This window comes from Kluyvera sp. STS39-E (assembly GCF_040932435.1).
Lineage (GTDB): Bacteria > Pseudomonadota > Gammaproteobacteria > Enterobacterales > Enterobacteriaceae > Kluyvera.
This window is the reverse complement of the sequence record NZ_JBFQGA010000003.1, coordinates 523,175-541,604: the sequence shown is the minus strand read 5'-3', so window position 1 is coordinate 541,604 and position 18,430 is coordinate 523,175. Positions and strand designations below refer to the sequence as shown.

Sequence of the window (18,430 nt, the reverse complement as noted above, 5' to 3'; positions counted from 1 at the left end):
TAAAAGTGTGATACCAATTACATATTTTGCGCAAGATGATAAAAACAGGGGGTGTCTTCATCAATTAATTCTGATGGCTGGGGTAGTATCTTGAAAGGAATACAAGCGTAGTCGTTCACCCAGCATAGCTTTCAGCGAGTGATATTATGATACCTTCAACGACGACATCTATCTTGATGCAAATTCAGCCAACAATTCAACGATTTGCAAGAATGCTCTCCAGCGTTCTGCAACTGGAAGTTGAAATTGTCGATAATTCACTGTGCCGTGTGGCAGGAACAGGCATCTACGGGAAATTTCTCGGAAGAAAATTAAATACAGATTCGCGACTTCTCCGTTACATTATTGAAACAAAGAAAGAGAAGGTGGTTTCCCACTCGCGTTTCGATCCTCTATGTAAAGACTGTGAAAATAAGGAAACCTGTAAAGAAAAAGCGTTCCTAGGAACCCCGGTGATTTATCAAAATCAGTGTGTTGGAGTTATTAGCCTCGTCGCGCTGACGCGTGAGCAGCAGGAGCGAATTAACGATAATATCACTGAGTTTTCCGATTATGTTCGTCACGTCTCATCCATTTTTGTTTCACGTCTTCTGGAAGAACAAAGCGGCAGTGATAATATTCAGAAAATGTTTTTAACCATGCTTGAAAATATGGATCAAGGTGTATTGGTGGTTAGCCATGAACAAAAGGTCACGTTTGTTAATCAGGCTGCATTAAAAATACTCGGCGCAACCCAAGGTAATATGGTAGGAAAATCGATTAATTTTCGTCCGTTGACGTTTGCGCAGAATTTTATCCGTGGTCATGTTCAGCACGTTATTTCTGTCGATGGTAAGAAAGAGCTTATTATCGGGCAGTTACACGCCATTCAGGATCAGTGGCTTTTTCTAATGGCATTTCATCAGTCACACTCATCGGCTGATATTTCCACGGCACAGGAAGGGCCTCAGATAGAACAATTGGTCGGGGAATGCCGTCCTATGCGACAACTAAAAAAGCTTATCAGCCGCGTTGCGCCCAGCCCTTCCAGCGTGATGATCGCAGGAGAGAGTGGCACAGGGAAAGAGGTGGTTGCTCGCGCAATCCATCAGTTGAGCGACAGGAAAGATAATCCCTTTATTGCCATCAATTGCGCCGCCATACCTGAGCAATTACTGGAAAGCGAACTGTTTGGCTACGTAAAAGGGGCGTTTACCGGCGCATCGACTAACGGTAAGGTGGGCCTCATCCAAGCCGCAAACGAAGGAACCTTGTTTCTCGATGAGATTGGCGATATGCCACTGACCTTGCAGGCCAAGCTGCTGCGCGCCATCGAATCTCGGGAGATCCAACCGGTTGGCGCCAGTAATCCAGTTCCTGTGAATATTCGCATTATCTCGGCCACTAATCAGAATCTCGAGCAGTTCATCGCTGACGGCAAGTTTCGCGAGGACCTGTACTACCGTCTAAACGTCATTCCGCTCAGGCTGCCGCCGCTTAGAGAGCGGCAAGATGATATCGAATTGCTGATCCACTATTTCCTGCATTTGCATACCCGCCGTTTAGAGCTGGTTTATCCCGGCGTCGATCCAGAAGTCATTAGCCTACTGAAGAATTACCGCTGGCCAGGCAACATTCGTGAATTGAGCAATTTAATGGAGTACTTGGTCAACGTGGTGCCGTCAGGTGAAGTTGTTGATATCTCATTGCTGCCGCCCAATTTGGTTAACAGCGGTAAGATGGCGGAAAGAGGGGAAGCGCTGATTTCAGCCGGTACGCGTGTAGCGAAAGAAGAAGAGAGTGTCACGGGTCTTGAAGAAATGGAGCGACAGATGATTCGCGATGCCTTAAGTCGTTCAAGCAATAAAAAGCAGGCCGCTGACGAACTGGGGATTGGGATCGCAACGTTGTATCGAAAGATCAAAAAGTACGATCTGATCGTTGCTTAGATCTTCTGGCAGGCAAGGGGATAAGCCGTTGCCTGCAATAATAATTGCGTCAGAGATAATAACGTATAGTAAGCGCTTACTTCTTATTTCGGCTGTTGGCCCATGGGTCAATGGCCGTTTCATCTGTTGAATCTGTGGCCATATCTTCCAGTGAATCCAAATAAAGTGCTTCAACTTCGGCGCGTGCCCACGGCGTGCGGCGTAAAAACTTTAGGCTGGATTTCACGCTTGGGTCTTTCTTAAAACAGTTAATGCTGATAATCCGCCCTAACTTTTCCCAACCATAGTGCGCTACCAGTGCGTTTACCTGCATTTCAAGGGTTACGCCGTGTAGAGGGTCTTTGGAGTTGTGCGCTGTCATGTTGAGTCCGTGGTTGCAGATTTTTGGCTGCTGAAGGTTACAAGAAAGTAGGGACGCCAGCAATAATAACGTTTATTTTAAGCCGCACTGCCTCAGATTGATGGCGCTCGTCAGAGGCGACAAACACCGTTCATCATTGTTGTTTTGTATTTTCGCCCATAGACAGTTTTACGGAAATTCTAATATTTCAAGCTGACATCTTCATGAATTAACTTCATTAAGAATATCAAATATCTTTCTGGTTTTTTGAATAAAAGCATTTTAGCACCTAATGGACAGTATTATTAATTACTGAAAGGTTGATTTTACTATGCGTTAAAATAGTTTAAGATAACCCATGGTCAATATAATTAATCCTTTAAAAACATAATCATATTGTGTTTTATTAATGCATTTTTCTTATTTAAGAACGTTCTTTTTATTATTTGAGAAAACAAAGGTTTTATTTTTTTAGAATAATCTTAAACTAGCATTCATCGTAGGGTTACTCCTATGTCATCACGAGTTCTAACTGGCATTATTATTTTTTAAATTTATATTCCGTTTTTACGGAAGGTGCGATTACGTAGTGTAGTCAGCATCTGGTGTATTTTCCATTAAGGACAGAAAATATGAAAATCAATACTTCACAGATTAACGTTTTATTTATCCCGCTCAGCCTCGGCCTGTTAATGGCGCCATCGGTACAAGCCGATTCGGCCAATACCATCACCTTTAAAGGTGAAGTGACTGAACAAACCTGTGAGGTCACCGTAAACGGCGTCAATGCGCGACCGGTTGTATTGCTGCCTTCGGTATCGAAAAGTGAACTGGCGACGGCGGGTGCCTCGGCGGGGCTGACATCCTTCACGATGGGAGTGAGCGGTTGTACCACTGATGCTGATGCGTTGGATATTAAAACGGTATTTATCGCTAATAACATGACTGAACGCGGCAACTTGGCCAACACCGGAACCGCGCAGAACGTAGAGCTGCAGCTGCTGACCGACAGCGCAGGAACCACGCCAATAGATCTGCGTAGCGCCGCTGGCGTTGCCGGGATTTCCGTCGCAGCCGGCAATACTTCCGGCGAACACGACTTTGCCGTCCAGTATTTCAGCCCAGCCGGGAGTGCAACGGCAGGCACGGTCGTAGGTACCGTGCAGTACGCACTCTCATACCTGTAAGCGAGCCTATTGTGATGAAAGGATGGGCAATAGCGCTGGTCGGGATGGTGTGGGGCGCCTGCGCACAAGCTAGCGTTGTCATGACTGGCAACCGGGTTATTTATCCGGCAGATGTACGGGAAATCAGCGTGCAGTTAACTAACCGCGACAGTTTTCCCAGCGTGGTTCAGGTTTGGCTGGATGACGGCGACGTGCAATCCACTCCGCAGAGCGCTAATGCACCTTTTGTCACAACGCCGCCGGTCTTTAGACTGGCGGCGCAGGCGGGCCAAACCGTGCGGTTACGCTATGTTGGCAAACCGGTCGCTCAGGACAGGGAATCGCTGTGGTGGTTTAACTTTGTGCAGATCCCACCTACGAATAAGGCCTCAAATGCGGATAACCAACTGCTGGTGCTCGTGCGCAGCCGTGTAAAGGTGCTGGTCAGACCCAAAGGGCTGGTGGGCTCGCCGCTGGAAATGGCTAGCAGCAGCCGGGTTTGGCTCAGCGACGGCAAATTATTTTTGCACAACAACAGAGGTTATTACCTGGCACTTTCCTCCCTTGAGGTCAGCGGTGCGGGCAAAAAGCAGCGTATTCAGAGCGAAACGGTCGCACCTTGGGCAACCGTGTCATGGCCGGCAAAAATATCGCAACTGAACGAGGCGCAGATGCGTTGGATTAACGATCAGGGCGCAACTCTAACCGGGCGCGTGACGGGACATGAACGCCATTAATCTGCGCTGGTGGTGGTTGCTGTTACCCGGCACAGCGCCGGTTTTCGCAAGCGATTACACCTTTGATGAGACGCTACTCCTTGGCAGCGGCTATGAGAAAGGGCTGGCGCAGTTCAACGCTCAGAATGCGGTTGCTGCCGGGCGTTTCAGTGTCGACCTCTGGCTTAACGGGCAGTACATCGGACGCGATGACGTGCTGTTTCGTCAAAATAGTGACGGGGAAGTTGCACCTTGTCTCCCCGTGACATTCTGGAACGAGCAAGGCGTTAGCGCGGCGCAGGAAACGGGCCCGGAAGCGTGTATCGAGCCGAAAAACCGCGTCAGCGGTGGGCTGTGGGATTTCGATCAAAGCCAACTGCGTCTGAATTTACATGTGCCTCAGGCTTCGCTTAAGCGTACGCCGCTGGATTACGTGCCGCCTGAACAGTGGCAAAGCGGCGAAAATGTGCTGTTTAGCAACTACAACCTCAACGTCTATCACAATAAAAATGGCGGCAAGCAAAGTGATTACGCTTGGTTGGGGTTAAGCAGTGGTTTCAACATGGGCAGCTGGCAGTTTCGCCAGCAATCATCTGCCAACTGGCGGCGTGATGGTGAGCGTGAAAGCCAACGCTGGGACGCGCTACAAACCTGGCTTCAGCGTCCAGTGGCGCAGTTAGAAAGCCTGTTAACCGTCGGTGAAAGCTACACGCCGGGTAATTTACTGGGCAGCATGGCGTTTACCGGGATTAAGTTAGAAACCGATCAGAGAATGTGGCCGCAGTCTCGACAGGGGTACGCACCGGAGATCCGCGGGACGGCTTCTACGCCTTCACGCGTTGAGGTCAAACAGAACGGACGTACGTTATATGAAACCAGCGTGCCACAGGGGCCTTTCGTACTGGATGATTTGCCGAATACATCCTGGGATGGCGATTTGCAGGTTGAAATTACCGGCGCCGACGGCAAAAAAAGTGGCTATACGGTGCCGTATGCCAGCGTGCCGTTATCCCTGCGTCCCGGTGTCTGGCGCTATGGCCTGGTGGCGGGGAAAACACGTGACTACAGCGCTGCCGATAGCCCCTTTGCTGATTTCACGCTAGAGCGCGGAATGAGTAATTTGGTTACCGCCAATAGCGCATTACGTATTGGTGATAATTATCAGGCATTCCTTATGGGGGGGGTGTTGGCGACTGCATTGGGCGCTTTCGGTTCGGATGTGACAATGTCACGTTCTCGTTTGACCTCGCAGTCCCTGAGCGGCTGGCGTTTACAGACCAACTGGAGCAAAACGTTCACGCCAACGGGGACGCACATCGCGCTAGCGGGCTATCGCTATTCAACGCAAGGCTATCGTGACTATGGCGACGTATTGGGTGAGCGCAATGCCTTGAGTCGGCGCGATACCGAGTGGCGTTCAGATACGCTACGCCAGCGCAATCAGTTTACCGTAACCGTCAACCAGACCTTGGGCGATTACGGCAACCTGTGGGTTTCCGGGTCGATGATGGATTACTACGGCAATCGTGGAAACAGCGCCCAGTTGCAGACGGGGTACAACACCAGCGTAGGGCGCGTCAGCCTAGGCATCGCTTTTAGTCGGCAGGACACTTGGTGGCGCAACGGAAACTCATCGCAGGCGCAAAAGGAGAATGTGGCCACGTTCACACTGTCAATGCCGCTTGGCATTGGCGAACGGGAACATACGTTGTCGTTATCCGCTAGCCGCGCGCAGCAGGCTGGACACAGTGCGCAGGTGGCGCTCTCTGGCGCACTTGATAGTGCGGAAACGCTTAATTACGCGCTATCCACCAACTGGCAACAAGGCCAGGGGGACGCAAGCGATGTAACCGACTGGAGCGGTTCATTACAGAAAAATACCGCCTTTGGCACCCTCAACGGCAGCGTTTCGCAGGCGCAGAATTATCAGCAAGTTGCAGCAGGGGTTCGTGGTGCGGTGGTCGTCCATCGGCATGGCGTTGTCGCCGGGCCGTGGGTTGGTAACACCTTTGCGCTGGTTGAAGCTCCGGGGGCAGCGGGAGCCAAAATAGGTGGCGGCCAGGGGGCAACGGTGAATAGTCGCGGATACGCACTGGTGCCGTCATTAACGCCTTACCGCTATAACAACATCACGCTTGATGGAAGCGGTATGGATACTCAGGCAGAGCTTCAGGAAAGCCAACGGCGCGTCGCGCCGATGGCAGGGGCCGCAGTAAAACTGCGCTTTGCAACGCTGTCCGGGTATCCGCTACTGATTACGATAAGTGACAATGTCTCGCTTCCATTAGGCGCATCTGTTACTGACGCTCGAGGACGTGTTGTCGGTATGGTCGCTCAGGGCAACCAAATCTATGCCCGGGTGGAAAGCGAACAGGGTCAATTGACGCTTGAGGGCAGTGACTGCACGGTTGCGTGGCAAGTTACCCCAGAACAGCGTGCGGAACCGTTGATTGCATCCACACAGGCTTGTGTAGTGAAGGGACGATGATGAGATATTTTATCCTGTTTATAGCGCTGTTGGCGCCAGGTGTTCAGGCCGCGTGTGAGTACATTATTTATCCGTACAAGGCCGGAATCAGCGGTGCCCAGGGCTCGCATCGGCTGAGCGCCGAAACGGACGGCATCGCCAATGATTGGCGATCCGGCGGCGGTAACGATGCGTGGAACGGTCTGCTGCCGGGTTTGAGTAAATCGATTGATATCACCAGCAATAGCAGTTTTCAGCCTGCGGGAACGATCCTGACTTCCAGCGGCGGCATTCCTTTTACCACTTATGCACATAAAGGGGGTGGCTACGATCCGGAACAGGTATTTTTCCGCTGCACGCCGGATAGTGCCGGTCAGCTTTATGAAGCCTGGTCAACCAATGGTGATGATGCCTACGCAGGCTGGTACGAAGCAAACGATGTGCCGGGCGCTCGCTTAACGGTGATGAAAAATGTGGCGCTGCGTCTGACACACAATGCCACCGGCAATGTGTTTACTGACAGCTGGCAGCAGCGTCCACTGGAAAACTTGGATCTCGATACCAATGGTAATTTCCTGATTAAAGCCAAAAATTTTTCAACGATTAGCGTGGAGCTTATTAAAACCCTAGATACACGCTATTACGCGAACCAGGCCCAGTCTGCGACCTATAACAGCTACGTGAATCCCAACGCTTACGTCGTATTTCGTGGACCGGGAACCTCATCCTGGAACATTAATATCGGCCAGCCTCATCGTGGCGGCAACTGGGCTGGCTGGGCAAACGACTGGCCGTCGGTGATCAGTTTGTATAACAACGGAATCACGGTAAAACGTGCGGCGATGTGCCAAGTGACGGATTTCGATCCGGTTGTTCATTTGCCGCCCATCTCCGTGGGGCAGTTACAGCGTGGGGAATATTCATCGGCACCGTTCCAGATAGGTTTTGCCTGTGAATCAACGGTGATATCCGGTGTGGCCACAGGTAAAAGCAATGTCGCGATGGGAATGCTGGCGCCGGACAGCAGTATCGCTAGCGCTAAAGGGTTCAATTTGACAAGCGGATCTGCGGTCACCTGGCTCCTTGATACTCAGTACGGCACTTCTGGCCGTGCGCGGGGCGTTGGCGTACAAATTTATCGTGCCGGCAATCCGGTGAACTTTCTTACCGCATCCACCGCCGGCGGCGGGACGGCTGGCGGTTGGATGCCGGTTATTGGCGGCAATACGCAGCAAACTGGCAGCCAAGATGGAGTAAATCACTACAGTGAAACTTTCGAAGCGCGCCTAGCCAGTTTTGGTGCCGACACATTAACAGCGGGGAGCTACCAGTCACATGTACAAGTTCTGGTGCGTATTCAGTAGCTTCTACTTAACCGCGTTTAGCTCTCAGGCGGCAGTCAATATCAATATGACGCGCGTTATTTTTAACCATGGCGAGACTCAACGTACCGTGATGCTGGTGAACGATGGCGACTATCCCGTGGTGATACAAAGTTGGATAGATGATGGATTGCCGGAAAGGGTGCCATCGCAGGCCAGCGCCCCCTTTGTGGTGCTGCCGCCAGTTTTAAAAATTCAGCCAGGTGAACAGCGCGAACTCCGGGTTATGACCACCGGCTCGGGGCTGGCTAACGATCGTGAATCACTGTTTTGGCTTAACGTTTATCAAATTCCACCAGAGCAGAAACAGGCACGGAATGGTGAAAAAGTTCTTTTAGCGCTTAGAAACCAGATTAAAGTGCTTTGGAGGCCGAGAAAAATAGGCGCACTAACTAAAGAAAGTCTTAATCTTCTGAGGTTTTCTTATGCCGATGGTGGAATTTACGCAATGAATGACGGCCCGTGGAATATAACACTGGATAATGTTTCTATAGGAGAGTATTCCACAAGTGGAATAGTGGTTTCACCGTATTCCCGCCAGATGATTTTCAGGTCGGTTACTCCAGAACGACGGAATAATAAGATAAACTTTACAGTCATTAATGATGAAGGAAACCGTTGGGGAACGTCAGGAGTCGTCGATTAGCTCAGGATGAACTAATTTTTTAACTAAGTTTTCAATAAACCAAATTCAGGGAACATGATGGCAAGAGTTTTTTTGCTTAACGGCAGCGTTGTATTCTGGCCCGAGCGAAATGTTTTACATTTGCATTCAGATGAGGCCAAGCGTATTACATTAAGTAACCCGGCAACGCGTTGTTTATTATTATTAATTCAACAACATGGCCAGGTTATCGAACGTGATTATTTCTTTGAGCACGTGTGGATTAAGAATGGCGCGCAGGTCACAAATAATACGTTCTATCAGAACATTTCATTGTTACGCCGTGCGTTTAAAGAGCTAGGGCTCAACGAAGAGCTGATCGTTACCGTGCCAAAAGTCGGGATTCGTCTTGAATCTCAATTGGAAGTACAGGAACTGGAAATGGACGAACCGCTGGAAGACAGGCCAGCGGCGGCGACTGAGACATTGGCCGAATCTTCCGTGCAACTGCAACCGAAAAAGCGCGCCCTCTGGTGGCTGCTGGCGGGAATTGCCAGCTGTATTGTGGCTTCAGTGATCACCTGGCAGATGCAATTCGACGCTAGGCTAAGTCACTATTTACCGTTGAGTGAAGGGCAGGGATGTCACTGGTATGCAAATCAGGATGTGCTGAAATTTGACAAGCATCAGCAATTTATTCAGACCAGCGCGCTCGATTGTCATAGCTATCCTTGGATTTATCTTACGTTGTATCCAAATTTTCCACGGATCTCTGCATTAACCTGCCGTCAGCAATACAGCCGCTGGAGCGATAACGACTGCATTACCTACTATTATTTCACGGAGCCGAGACATGCAGGTTCGTAATATAAAATGGATCCTTTTGATCGCTTTGGCCGTCTTGCTGACGATCGTCGCAACGTTGTTGTTTCAAAACTGGCAGCGCTCCCATTTTGACTGTTCAGGGGAGTTATTGATGGAGTATCCCGATATCCGTGGCGATGTTTCCATCAAGTACGTTTTTGATGGTTCGAAAGGTGTGGCTATTTTGCGCGGGCAAATTTTTGATAATAACGGTGATACGCTTGAAGTGAATCACAATGTTTGGTTTTCCTTTACCCGTAAGGGTAATGATTATTTCTTGGCATCGGAAAACGTGTCCTCAAGTACCGGAGGCTCTAACTTGAACCCGATGCTCAAAAGGACGCTGCCTGATTTTTATCTCAAAGCGAAAGAACCTTTTTACTTGAGCATTCTGCGGCTCAATAGCAGCACGTGGCAGTTCTACACCAGTCGTTCACCGTCAGTGTTTTGCCGCCGCTAGCTGATATTATTGTTTTTTATAGCGATTATCGTGAAGGGTGATTTGCCTTATTTCGGCGTATTTCTTATCTTTGTTGGATAATGTCCTGAAACAATAAGGAAGTCCTATGTCTGACATTTTACCCGTCACGGATACGCATCTGGCCTGGACTTGGCACGGCAGCGCCGAACCGGAAGATCTAAAACTTGAACGTATCGCTATTCCTCAGCTTAACGCGGGAGATGTGCTTGTTCGTAACGCCGTTGTGGGCCTTAACCCGGTTGACTGGAAGGTGCTGGGCCCCGGTCTAATTGACTGGGAGAAAGGGCACATACCTGGGGTGGACGGGGCTGGAACCGTTGTCGCACTGGGTGATGGGGTAGATAAGCAGTGGCTGGGCAAGAGGGTGGCTTACCATCAAAGTCTGGCAAAACCGGGTAGCTATGCTGAACACACGCCGGTTGCTGCCCGGGCACTGTTGCCCCTTCCTGATAAACTGAGTTTTGAGGTTGCCGCAAGTATACCGTGCCCGGCGCTCACCGCTTGGCTTGCGATTGAAAAATTGCCGATTAAACCCGGAGCTTCGCTGTTGATCAGCGGCGCCGGCGGCGCTGTGGGGCATTACTTGGTGCAATTTGCTGCCGCGCGCGGATTTGCGCTTACCGCAATGTGTAATCCGCGGCATTGGTCGCGTCTGCAAACAATGGGGGCTGAGGTTTGTATCGAAGGCCCGCTGCAGCCAACGCAGTCTTGGCCTAAAGAACAAAATTCAACGTTCTTCGCCGTTATTGACAGTGTTAATGAAGATCACGCTGCGCGACTGACGCCAGCGTTAAAAGCAAACGGCCATATTATCAGTATTCAGGGGCGTTTGAGCGAGTGGCCATGTGCGCCATTTGGTCGCACATTATCGATGCATGAAGTCGCGTTGGGTGCGCTGCACTGGTACGGCGATGATGATGACTGGAAAAATCTGACAGCAGCGGGCGCACAAATTTTACAAGATTTGGCCGAGAACCGTCTCAAAGCGGAAGAGACCGTAGCCGTTGATTTTAAACAACTGCCGCAGTTGCTTAATAAACTGCGCCATCGTCAGTTTAGCGGTAAGCCGGTGGTCGTTATCGGCGCATAAAGTTTTTTGAATTGGGGCAAACGGAGACGCTCTGGAGCCCCATCGCAATAAAAGGTTTCTTTAGCCCAAAAATCGTCTTTCTCCCTGAGTTCTTCATGAACTAGCAATGGGAATCTGAGCCTATCCTAAATTTTTACTTTCACCGCACCATATTTTATTCAGTGGCCACCGCGTTTGATTATACCGCTAATGCTAATAATTATTATCGTGGAGCCACAAGTTCAGAGGTGGGGACCGCTATCCAGACCCAAGGCGACCTCACCTTATCGGCAGGCCAGGATCTCGTAGCGAAAGCAGCCTCCGTTGAAAGTGGCGGCAAGCTTGCAGTCAGCGCTGGCCGGGATGTCTCCATCACCGCAGGTGTGGAAACCGAAGATTATATTAAACACACGAAACATACCGACAAAGGTCTGTTATCGAGCAAAACGAAAGAAACGCACGATGAAAACCATGCCCGTACCGCACTTAGCACCACCTTCAGCGGGGATTCACTAGACCTGACGGCCGGCCATGACGTTAATCTCAGCGGTAGCAATGTGTTAGGCACAAATGCGGTGAACGTGACGGCCGGTAATAATCTGAACGTCGGGACGGTCGATGAGGCTTCACATGAGTCACACATGTCGAAAACGTCCAAATCAGGCCTGATGAGTAGCGGTGGGATTGGGTTTAGCGTGGGCAAGCAGTCCATCAAGCAGACCAATGACAGCGAAAGCAATCAGAAAAAAGGCAGCGTGGTAGGAAGTTCGGCAGACAATGTGACGTTAACGGCGGGTAACACCGTCGCGGTTAACGGTAGCGATGTCATCGCCGCCAAGGATATTACCGTCACAGGGAAGGAGATTCATGTCACTGCGGCTGAAAATACCCGTACCGATATCAGCACCACCGAAACGAAACAAAGTGGTTTGACGTTATCACTGAGTGGTGCAGTTGGCAGCGCGTTAAATACCGCTTATCAAACCGCAAGGACGGCGCGTGACACCGATGACGGACAATTAAAGACTCTGCAGGGTATTAAGGCCGGGCTTAATCTCGAACAGGCTAACCAAGCTCGCGAACTGGCTGCGGCGAAAAATCCGGGTTCGGATATGAGCAATAACGATTCGTTCGGGATTAACCTCTCGTACGGCAGCAATTCATCAAAATCCGTAACCAAAACTCAGCAGAAAACAGCATCAGGTAGTGCGCTGACCGCGGGTGATAACCTCACCCTGAAAGCCACAGGGCAGGGCGAACAAGGTAACATCGTGGTTCAGGGAAGCCAGCTGCAGGCCGGCAAGGATCTGACGCTTGATGCGGCCCACAATCTGCTGCTGACTTCGGCCAACAATAGCCAAACCGTAGACGGTAAAAACAGCAGTAAAGGCAGCGCTGTTGGAGTCGGGATCACCGCGGGATCTGGTGGCTTTGGCTGGAACGTCAATGCCAGCGCCAGTAAAGGAAGTGGCTTTGAGAAAGGTAACAGCCAGTACTACACGGATACGCAAGTTAATGCGGGCAAAACGCTCACCATCAACAGCGGTAAAGACACCACGTTAGCTGGGGCTCAGGCAAGCGGTGAAACCGTTAAGGCAACCGTGGGGGGGAACCTGACGCTCAGCAGCCAACAGGCCACGGATGCGTATGACTCAAAACAGAAAGACGTCAGCGTTAGCGGCAGTGCCGGCATGGGCAATGGCTCTTTCTCGGCCAATGCCAGCAAGACGGCGATGCACAGTGATTACCAGTCGGTCGATAAGCAGACAGGAATTAACGCGGGACAAGGTGGTTTTGATATCACCGTAGGTGAGCATACCCAGCTTAATGGAGCTGTTATCAGCAGTCAGGCGGATAAAGATAAGAACCGTCTTGATACGGGCACTTTAGGCTTTAATGACATCCGCAACCACGCGGACTACAAGGTTGAGCAGCAAAGCGTTGGCATCAGTTCGGGCGGTCCGATTGCCGGTCAGCTTATTTCCAACAGTGCCAGCACGTTACTGAGTGGGGTGAACAACAGCGGGCAGAGCAGCAATACCACGCATGCAGCGGTATCGGACGGCCAGATTATTGTGCGTGACACCGCGAATCAAACGCAGGATGTCAACGACCTGAGCCGCGACACGGCTAACGCACATGAAAAGCTGGAGACGATATTTGATAAGGATGCGGAGCAAAAACGCATCGACCGCAATCAGCTGATAGGTGAGGTTGGCCAGCAGATCACCGATATTGCGGTAACGCAGGCGGAGATAGCTGCCACCGAGAAGGTGACTAAAGACTGGAAGACACCATCAGCGACAGAGCGCGATGCGGCGAGAAAAGCGCTGACGGAACAGGGCAAGGAAGTGAAAAATGATGCCGACATCGACAGTTACCTGAAAACCCAGGCGATACAGGCGGAAATCAACCAGTCGCAGTGGGGAGTGGGCGGCAGCAACCGGCGTATTGTTGAGGCAGGGACGGCGCTAATACAGGGGCTGGCGAACGGCGACGTCAGCCGCGCGGTGGCAAATGCGAGTGCGCCGTATCTGGCGAATGAGATAGCTAAAACCATTCCAGAAAGCAATAAGTCGGGACGACTTGCCGCGCATGCAATAGCAAACGTTGCGCTGGCGCTGGTGAAAGGTGAGAATGCCCTGTCTCAGGCGGCGGGTGCAGTGACGGCGGAAGCGGTGGGTATGCTGTCGCAGGAAATGTACAATAAGAGCGTCAGTGAGCTGACGGAAGATGAGAAAACGACGTTGAGTGCGTTTGCGAGTCTGGCGGCGGGGATAGCCGGAGGTCTGGCAGGCGGGAGTACACAGGATGCGCTGAATGCGGGGCAGGCGGGTAAGACTACGGTTGAGAATAACTATCTTAGCGTGTCTGAAAAGACAGAGCTTGAGCTGGCGAAGCAGAAACTCCAGAACAGCAAAGATCCGGCAGAGCGCGAAAAAGCACAGCAGAAATATGCTGCATTACTTGAGAAAGATATCGCCAGTGATAAGGAAGTTATTGATGCCTGCGGTAATGGTAATGCAGGGAGTTCAGCGTGTGCTGGTGCAAGACTGAAAGTCATTGCGACAAAAGAGGGGTATGAAGATGGCCCTTATAACTCGAAATATAGCCAACAGTACGCTGATGCGTATGGTCAGATAGTCAATCTACTCGATATCACTAGTGTTGATGCACAGAATCAGCAGCAGGTGAAAAACGCCATGATTAACTATTTCATGGTCACCAAAGGGGTGGATCGTCAGACCGCAGAAAGCTACACCGAAACAAAGCAAGGCCTGGAGATTATTGCGGCTTCAATAACACCAATTTTGGGTTCTGCTGCAGCAAAACAATTAAGTAAAATCGTTGATGCTAGTCTTAAGGTCGTGGCGAAAGGTAATGTTGATGGAGCTAAGTTTACTGATACTAATCAGGGGGCAAGGCCTTCCAACTTAGCAGATGTGAATAAGCCAACACTCATTGATGGACGAATCCAAGCTAAAATAGATAAGCAAAACAAGCCTCTTCCTAATGGCAATATGGCTACAGCTCACGCTGAAGTAGGTGTTATACAGCAAGCTTTTGAAAAGGGTATGACTCAAGGGCGTGAGATGACAATGAGTGTATCTAAAGAGTCTGTATGTGGTTATTGCCGCGGTGATATAGCAGCTATGGCTGATAAAGCGGGGCTAAAATATTTAACAATTTATGAAGAGGCTACAGGTTCCGTCCTCTACTGGCATCCTGGCATGAAATCTCTCAAGGTTAGGGATTAAAATGAATTTTAAAATGAGTTGGACACTGAACGAAACAGGTGGCAATAAACAGATCTCAAATTGGGATATGGTACTAAATCAGTTCAAGCAAATTCAGGGGAAAAAAGGAACCCTTACTCTTGATATACTGAACAGTGGCGATGATAGCGCTGAAATGCTTCAGGTCAGAACGGAGAATGGTTATTACTTGATAACATTAGGTGAGATTGTCGAAGATGAATACCAAGTAAGAACGTACTGGGATTCATCTAAACCTGATATAGGAATAGTGATTCTTGGAGATTACTGGCCGAAATCTCAGCTTACAAAAGACAGTGAGCTTATTGTAAGGATCTTAAAAGAGTTTTTTGATACTGGCAACGTATCAAAAGAACTTCTTAATTGAAATATAAATCCAAGACTTCTGCATCTTAAGTGGTGCTGTAGTTTGCTTATATGATGGTGGTACGGTAGACCTAGTGTCACGGCCGGGGGGTAGCGTCTGCGGGGCCAAAAACATTTAACATTTAACAACGCACAAAGTTGCCGCGCCGGAAGTAGAGCAGGGGAAATCGGTTGTAACTCACGGAAAGTACATGGAAAATCCGTTAAATAGCTAATCTGATCAGGAAAGAATTTGGGAAAGAAAATGTGATAGTACTTCTCAATGGAGAGGACCCGATATAAAAGAGGTTTCGGCTCCTTAAAATCCGGGATCTTGAAAGGGAGAGGTTAACTCTCCCTCCACTGCCTTACATGGCAGTCAGATTGAAGGTCAGGCCAGTACTGTATCTGTAGTGGGTAGATGGCTTTATAGTGAGGATTCAAGTTTATTAAGCCAATTATTCAATTCAACTTATGTTTAGCGAGATTCCAGTTCATAAACTACAGACGCCATATCTCTTTGCTTTAAATGAATATTTTTAATAGAAGGAAGGGTTGTTTTCCAGATAACTTCATGAACTAATACGGTTAGACCTGTTTTTGAGATTTTAGGACGATTTGTCATAGTTAGCTGAGCAAAAGCATGATGCAAATACTGAGCCTAGATTCCAGTGCTGACTGTCGTCTCTGTGCTTGGTTTGCCCAGACCGGAACGGTCGGGACGTATACAAATGCAGGTAGACCAGCAAGATGGGTTGCCTGGGAAGAGCGAGAGGGTGTTAGAGTTCGTGTGGTATACGAGCCAGCTAGTGGGAAAATAGTAACAGCGTTCCCGGATAATAATCCGACTCCTCCATCTTTAAAGTTAATTAAGAAATAGTGTGGGCACAATGGATATTAATGACAAAATTAGATCTTTAGGTGAAGAGTTAAAGGATCGGTTGGATCCTTCGCTAGTTGACTTTGCCTTTGATTATATTGGGTTCTCAGAGAACGTATTAGCATTCGAAACGCTATGTGATCACATCGCTGATTATGATGTTGTGATTAGCAAAGATGAATACACACAAGTGCTTAAAATAGCTAATGATCTTGGACTAGAAATAGATAGTAGATATACATATATCAATCCAGAGAAATAACATCCTGATAGCTATGACTAATCCCGGCCTCAGTCCGGGATCTTCTTCTTAACCGTCAGCAGAGCGTCGGCATCAGTTCGGGTGACCCGATTGACGACCAGCGCATTACTGAGCGGGGTGAACAACAGTGTGACCTGCTTCCCATTGATTAATACACCGCGATGTTAGTAATGTCTTCATAAGCCACATGTATAGTTGAGTCTACCTCCAGATAATCAACTTTAGGAAGGTAATAAGTATGGGTAAGGCTATCGATATCTTACTTTACGTGGCTCTAAGCGAGGAGTTTGATGTCGTTATAGATATGCTAGGATCAGATTTTAAATCACAAGGTTACATCCATCAGAATCCAGTACCTTCGGCCGTTTGAACTTACAATCTGGGTAAGCGAGTACATAGAAACACCCAACAATCAGCATGAGGTGAAGTAAATGTACGACAGACCTAATGCAATAAAAGGGAGGTATCTCAAAATTCACAACATGCTGATTTCTGTGGCCGCACGAGTAAAGCATGAAGTAATAGACTCATAGAGATTATTTAACATAATATACATTATGCGCACTAACATTGTAATAGCAAAGTTGTAATGTCCGCTCTGGGCTAAGTTAAGATGTCCGGCGTGTATAATCAAGTAAGGATTACCATGACGGCTCTCGCAGCGGAGTTTTTTACATTGGATGAAGTTAACCGACTCAAGATAATTCAGGACGTCATCGACCGGCGTCTGACAACACAGATGGCAGCTCACCGGCTTGGTATCTCCGACCGTCAGTGCCGCCGTCTGCTTGCGCGTTATCGTGAAGATGGTCCGCTTGGCATGACCAGCCGTCGCCGTGGTAAATCCAGTAACAACCAGTTGCCTCAGGGACTGGCCGCATACGCGCTGAATATTATTCGCGAGCGCTATAACGATTTCGGGCCGACGCTGGCATGTGAAAAACTGTCTGAGGTTCACGGCGTTCATCTTTCTAAAGAAACCGTCCGTAAGCTGATGACGCAGGCCAGTCTTTGGGTGCCACGTAAGCAACGTGCGCCAAAAATTCAGCAGCCACGTTACCGCCGAGCCTGTGCCGGTGAACTCATACAAATCGATGGCTGCGACCACCACTGGTTTGAAAACCGGGGACCTAAGTGTACGGCACTGGTTTACGTCGATGACGCCACCAGTCGTTTAATGCAGCTTCGTTTCGTGAAATCTGAGTCTACTTTCACCTATTTTGAAGCAACCCGGGGCTATATTGAAAAACACGGCAAACCGCTGGCGCTGTATAGCGACAAAGCCAGTGTTTTCAGGATCAACAATAAAAACGCAACCGGCGGCGACGGCGATACCCAGTTTGGCCGTGCGATGCATGAACTGAACATTCAGACCATTTGTGCAGAAACCAGCGCTGCAAAAGGCCGTGTTGAACGGGCGCACCTGACGCTTCAGGACCGACTGGTCAAGGAACTCAGGCTCCAGGGCATCAGCTCCATGGAAGCTGCGAACGCATTTGCCGAAGAGTTCATGAACGATTACAACCGGCGTTTCGCAAAAGCGCCTCGCCAGGCGTTTGATGTTCATCGGGAACTGGATGTCGATGATGACCTTGATATGGTCTTTAACTGGCGTGAAGCTCGTAAAGTGTCGAAATCACTCACAGTGCAGTACGACAAAGTCCTTTATCTGATTGAAGATAGCGAATTCAGTCGTCGGGCGATTGGTAAATACATCGATGTCTGGCATTACCCTGACGGACATAAAGAGCTTCGGCTTAATGGCGTATCACTTCCCTACTCCACCTATGACAAGCTTTCTGAAATCGATCAGGGGGCCATTGTAGACAACAAACGCCTGGGGCGGGCACTGGAAATGGCGCAACTGGTCCAGGCCGAACGGGATAATAACCGGTCACAATCAGTGCCATCCGGAGACGGCCCTTCACGCAGGCGTAAAGCCCCCACGACGAAGAAATCTCAGCGTTCCCTGGAACAGGACGATATGTTCAATGCACTGATGAAACTTCAGTCACGCTCTGAAGAGATATTTGGGAAGAAACAAACGTAACCCAACATTATTTGCCAGGCATTAATAATGGACAAAGTGCCTTTATTCGCATTATTTTGTTAATGCCTCTAATGATGCCTCACATAGAAATTGGTTTAAT

Annotated in this window: 14 protein-coding genes; 13 read left to right on the top strand and 1 reads right to left on the bottom strand. The window is 49.3% G+C overall.

Annotated features, from left to right (window positions below; translation table 11 throughout):
• The first annotated feature begins 146 nt into the window (after positions 1 to 146).
• Positions 147 to 1,928 carry a sigma 54-interacting transcriptional regulator gene (locus AB4K05_RS09140; RefSeq protein ID WP_368479655.1) on the top strand — a complete coding sequence of 594 codons (1,782 nt, stop codon included), beginning with the start codon at positions 147 to 149 and terminating at the stop codon, positions 1,926 to 1,928.
• 76 nt (positions 1,929 to 2,004) lie between these two features.
• On the opposite strand, the gene AB4K05_RS09135 is transcribed toward AB4K05_RS09140, so the two are convergent.
• Positions 2,005 to 2,289 carry a VF530 family DNA-binding protein gene (locus AB4K05_RS09135; protein WP_368479654.1) on the bottom strand — a complete coding sequence of 95 codons (285 nt, stop codon included), beginning with the start codon at positions 2,287 to 2,289 and terminating at the stop codon, positions 2,005 to 2,007.
• A gap of 671 nt (positions 2,290 to 2,960) precedes the next feature.
• On the opposite strand from AB4K05_RS09135, the gene AB4K05_RS09130 reads away from it, so the two are divergent.
• The 12 genes from AB4K05_RS09130 to AB4K05_RS09075 all read left to right on the top strand — a co-directional run bounded on the left by AB4K05_RS09130 (position 2,961) and on the right by AB4K05_RS09075 (position 18,330).
• Positions 2,961 to 3,455, top strand: a complete 495-nt coding sequence (locus AB4K05_RS09130) for a fimbrial protein (protein ID WP_368479739.1) — start codon at positions 2,961 to 2,963, stop codon at positions 3,453 to 3,455.
• Positions 3,456 to 3,469: 14 nt separating this feature from the next.
• Positions 3,470 to 4,171: a molecular chaperone gene (locus tag AB4K05_RS09125; protein ID WP_368479738.1), complete on the top strand. Its 702-nt coding sequence runs from the start codon at positions 3,470 to 3,472 to the stop codon at positions 4,169 to 4,171.
• Complete coding sequence (locus AB4K05_RS09120) at positions 4,158 to 6,638, top strand: fimbria/pilus outer membrane usher protein (RefSeq protein WP_368479653.1); 2,481 nt, start codon at positions 4,158 to 4,160, stop codon at positions 6,636 to 6,638. The genes AB4K05_RS09125 and AB4K05_RS09120 overlap by 14 nt, the downstream gene beginning before the upstream one ends.
• Positions 6,638 to 7,981, top strand: a complete 1,344-nt coding sequence (locus AB4K05_RS09115; protein WP_368479737.1) for a fimbrial protein — start codon at positions 6,638 to 6,640, stop codon at positions 7,979 to 7,981. The genes AB4K05_RS09120 and AB4K05_RS09115 overlap by 1 nt, the downstream gene beginning before the upstream one ends.
• The gene (locus AB4K05_RS09110; protein ID WP_368479652.1) at positions 7,953 to 8,645 is read left to right on the top strand and encodes a molecular chaperone; all 693 of its coding nucleotides are present in this window, start codon (positions 7,953 to 7,955) and stop codon (positions 8,643 to 8,645) included. The genes AB4K05_RS09115 and AB4K05_RS09110 overlap by 29 nt, the downstream gene beginning before the upstream one ends.
• Before the next feature lie 57 nt (positions 8,646 to 8,702).
• Positions 8,703 to 9,470: a transcriptional regulator gene (locus AB4K05_RS09105; protein WP_368479736.1), complete on the top strand. Its 768-nt coding sequence runs from the start codon at positions 8,703 to 8,705 to the stop codon at positions 9,468 to 9,470.
• Positions 9,457 to 9,927, top strand: coding sequence for a hypothetical protein (locus tag AB4K05_RS09100; RefSeq protein ID WP_368479651.1), 471 nt, complete (start codon positions 9,457 to 9,459; stop codon positions 9,925 to 9,927). Before AB4K05_RS09105 ends, AB4K05_RS09100 begins: the two co-directional genes overlap by 14 nt.
• A gap of 106 nt (positions 9,928 to 10,033) precedes the next feature.
• Entirely contained in the window at positions 10,034 to 11,038 is a 1,005-nt protein-coding gene (locus AB4K05_RS09095) for a zinc-binding dehydrogenase (RefSeq protein WP_368479650.1), read from the top strand.
• A 227-nt stretch (positions 11,039 to 11,265) separates the two neighbouring features.
• A complete protein-coding gene (locus tag AB4K05_RS09090) occupies positions 11,266 to 14,775 on the top strand; it encodes a hemagglutinin repeat-containing protein (RefSeq protein WP_368479649.1) in 3,510 nt (1,169 codons plus the stop codon).
• Positions 14,776 to 14,788: 13 nt separating this feature from the next.
• A complete protein-coding gene (locus AB4K05_RS09085; RefSeq protein WP_368479648.1) occupies positions 14,789 to 15,160 on the top strand; it encodes a hypothetical protein in 372 nt (123 codons plus the stop codon).
• A gap of 868 nt (positions 15,161 to 16,028) precedes the next feature.
• The gene (locus AB4K05_RS09080; RefSeq protein WP_368479647.1) at positions 16,029 to 16,280 is read left to right on the top strand and encodes a MafI family immunity protein; all 252 of its coding nucleotides are present in this window, start codon (positions 16,029 to 16,031) and stop codon (positions 16,278 to 16,280) included.
• A gap of 646 nt (positions 16,281 to 16,926) precedes the next feature.
• A complete protein-coding gene (locus AB4K05_RS09075) occupies positions 16,927 to 18,330 on the top strand; it encodes an ISNCY family transposase (RefSeq protein ID WP_368479646.1) in 1,404 nt (467 codons plus the stop codon).
• Positions 18,331 to 18,430: the final 100 nt, after the last annotated feature.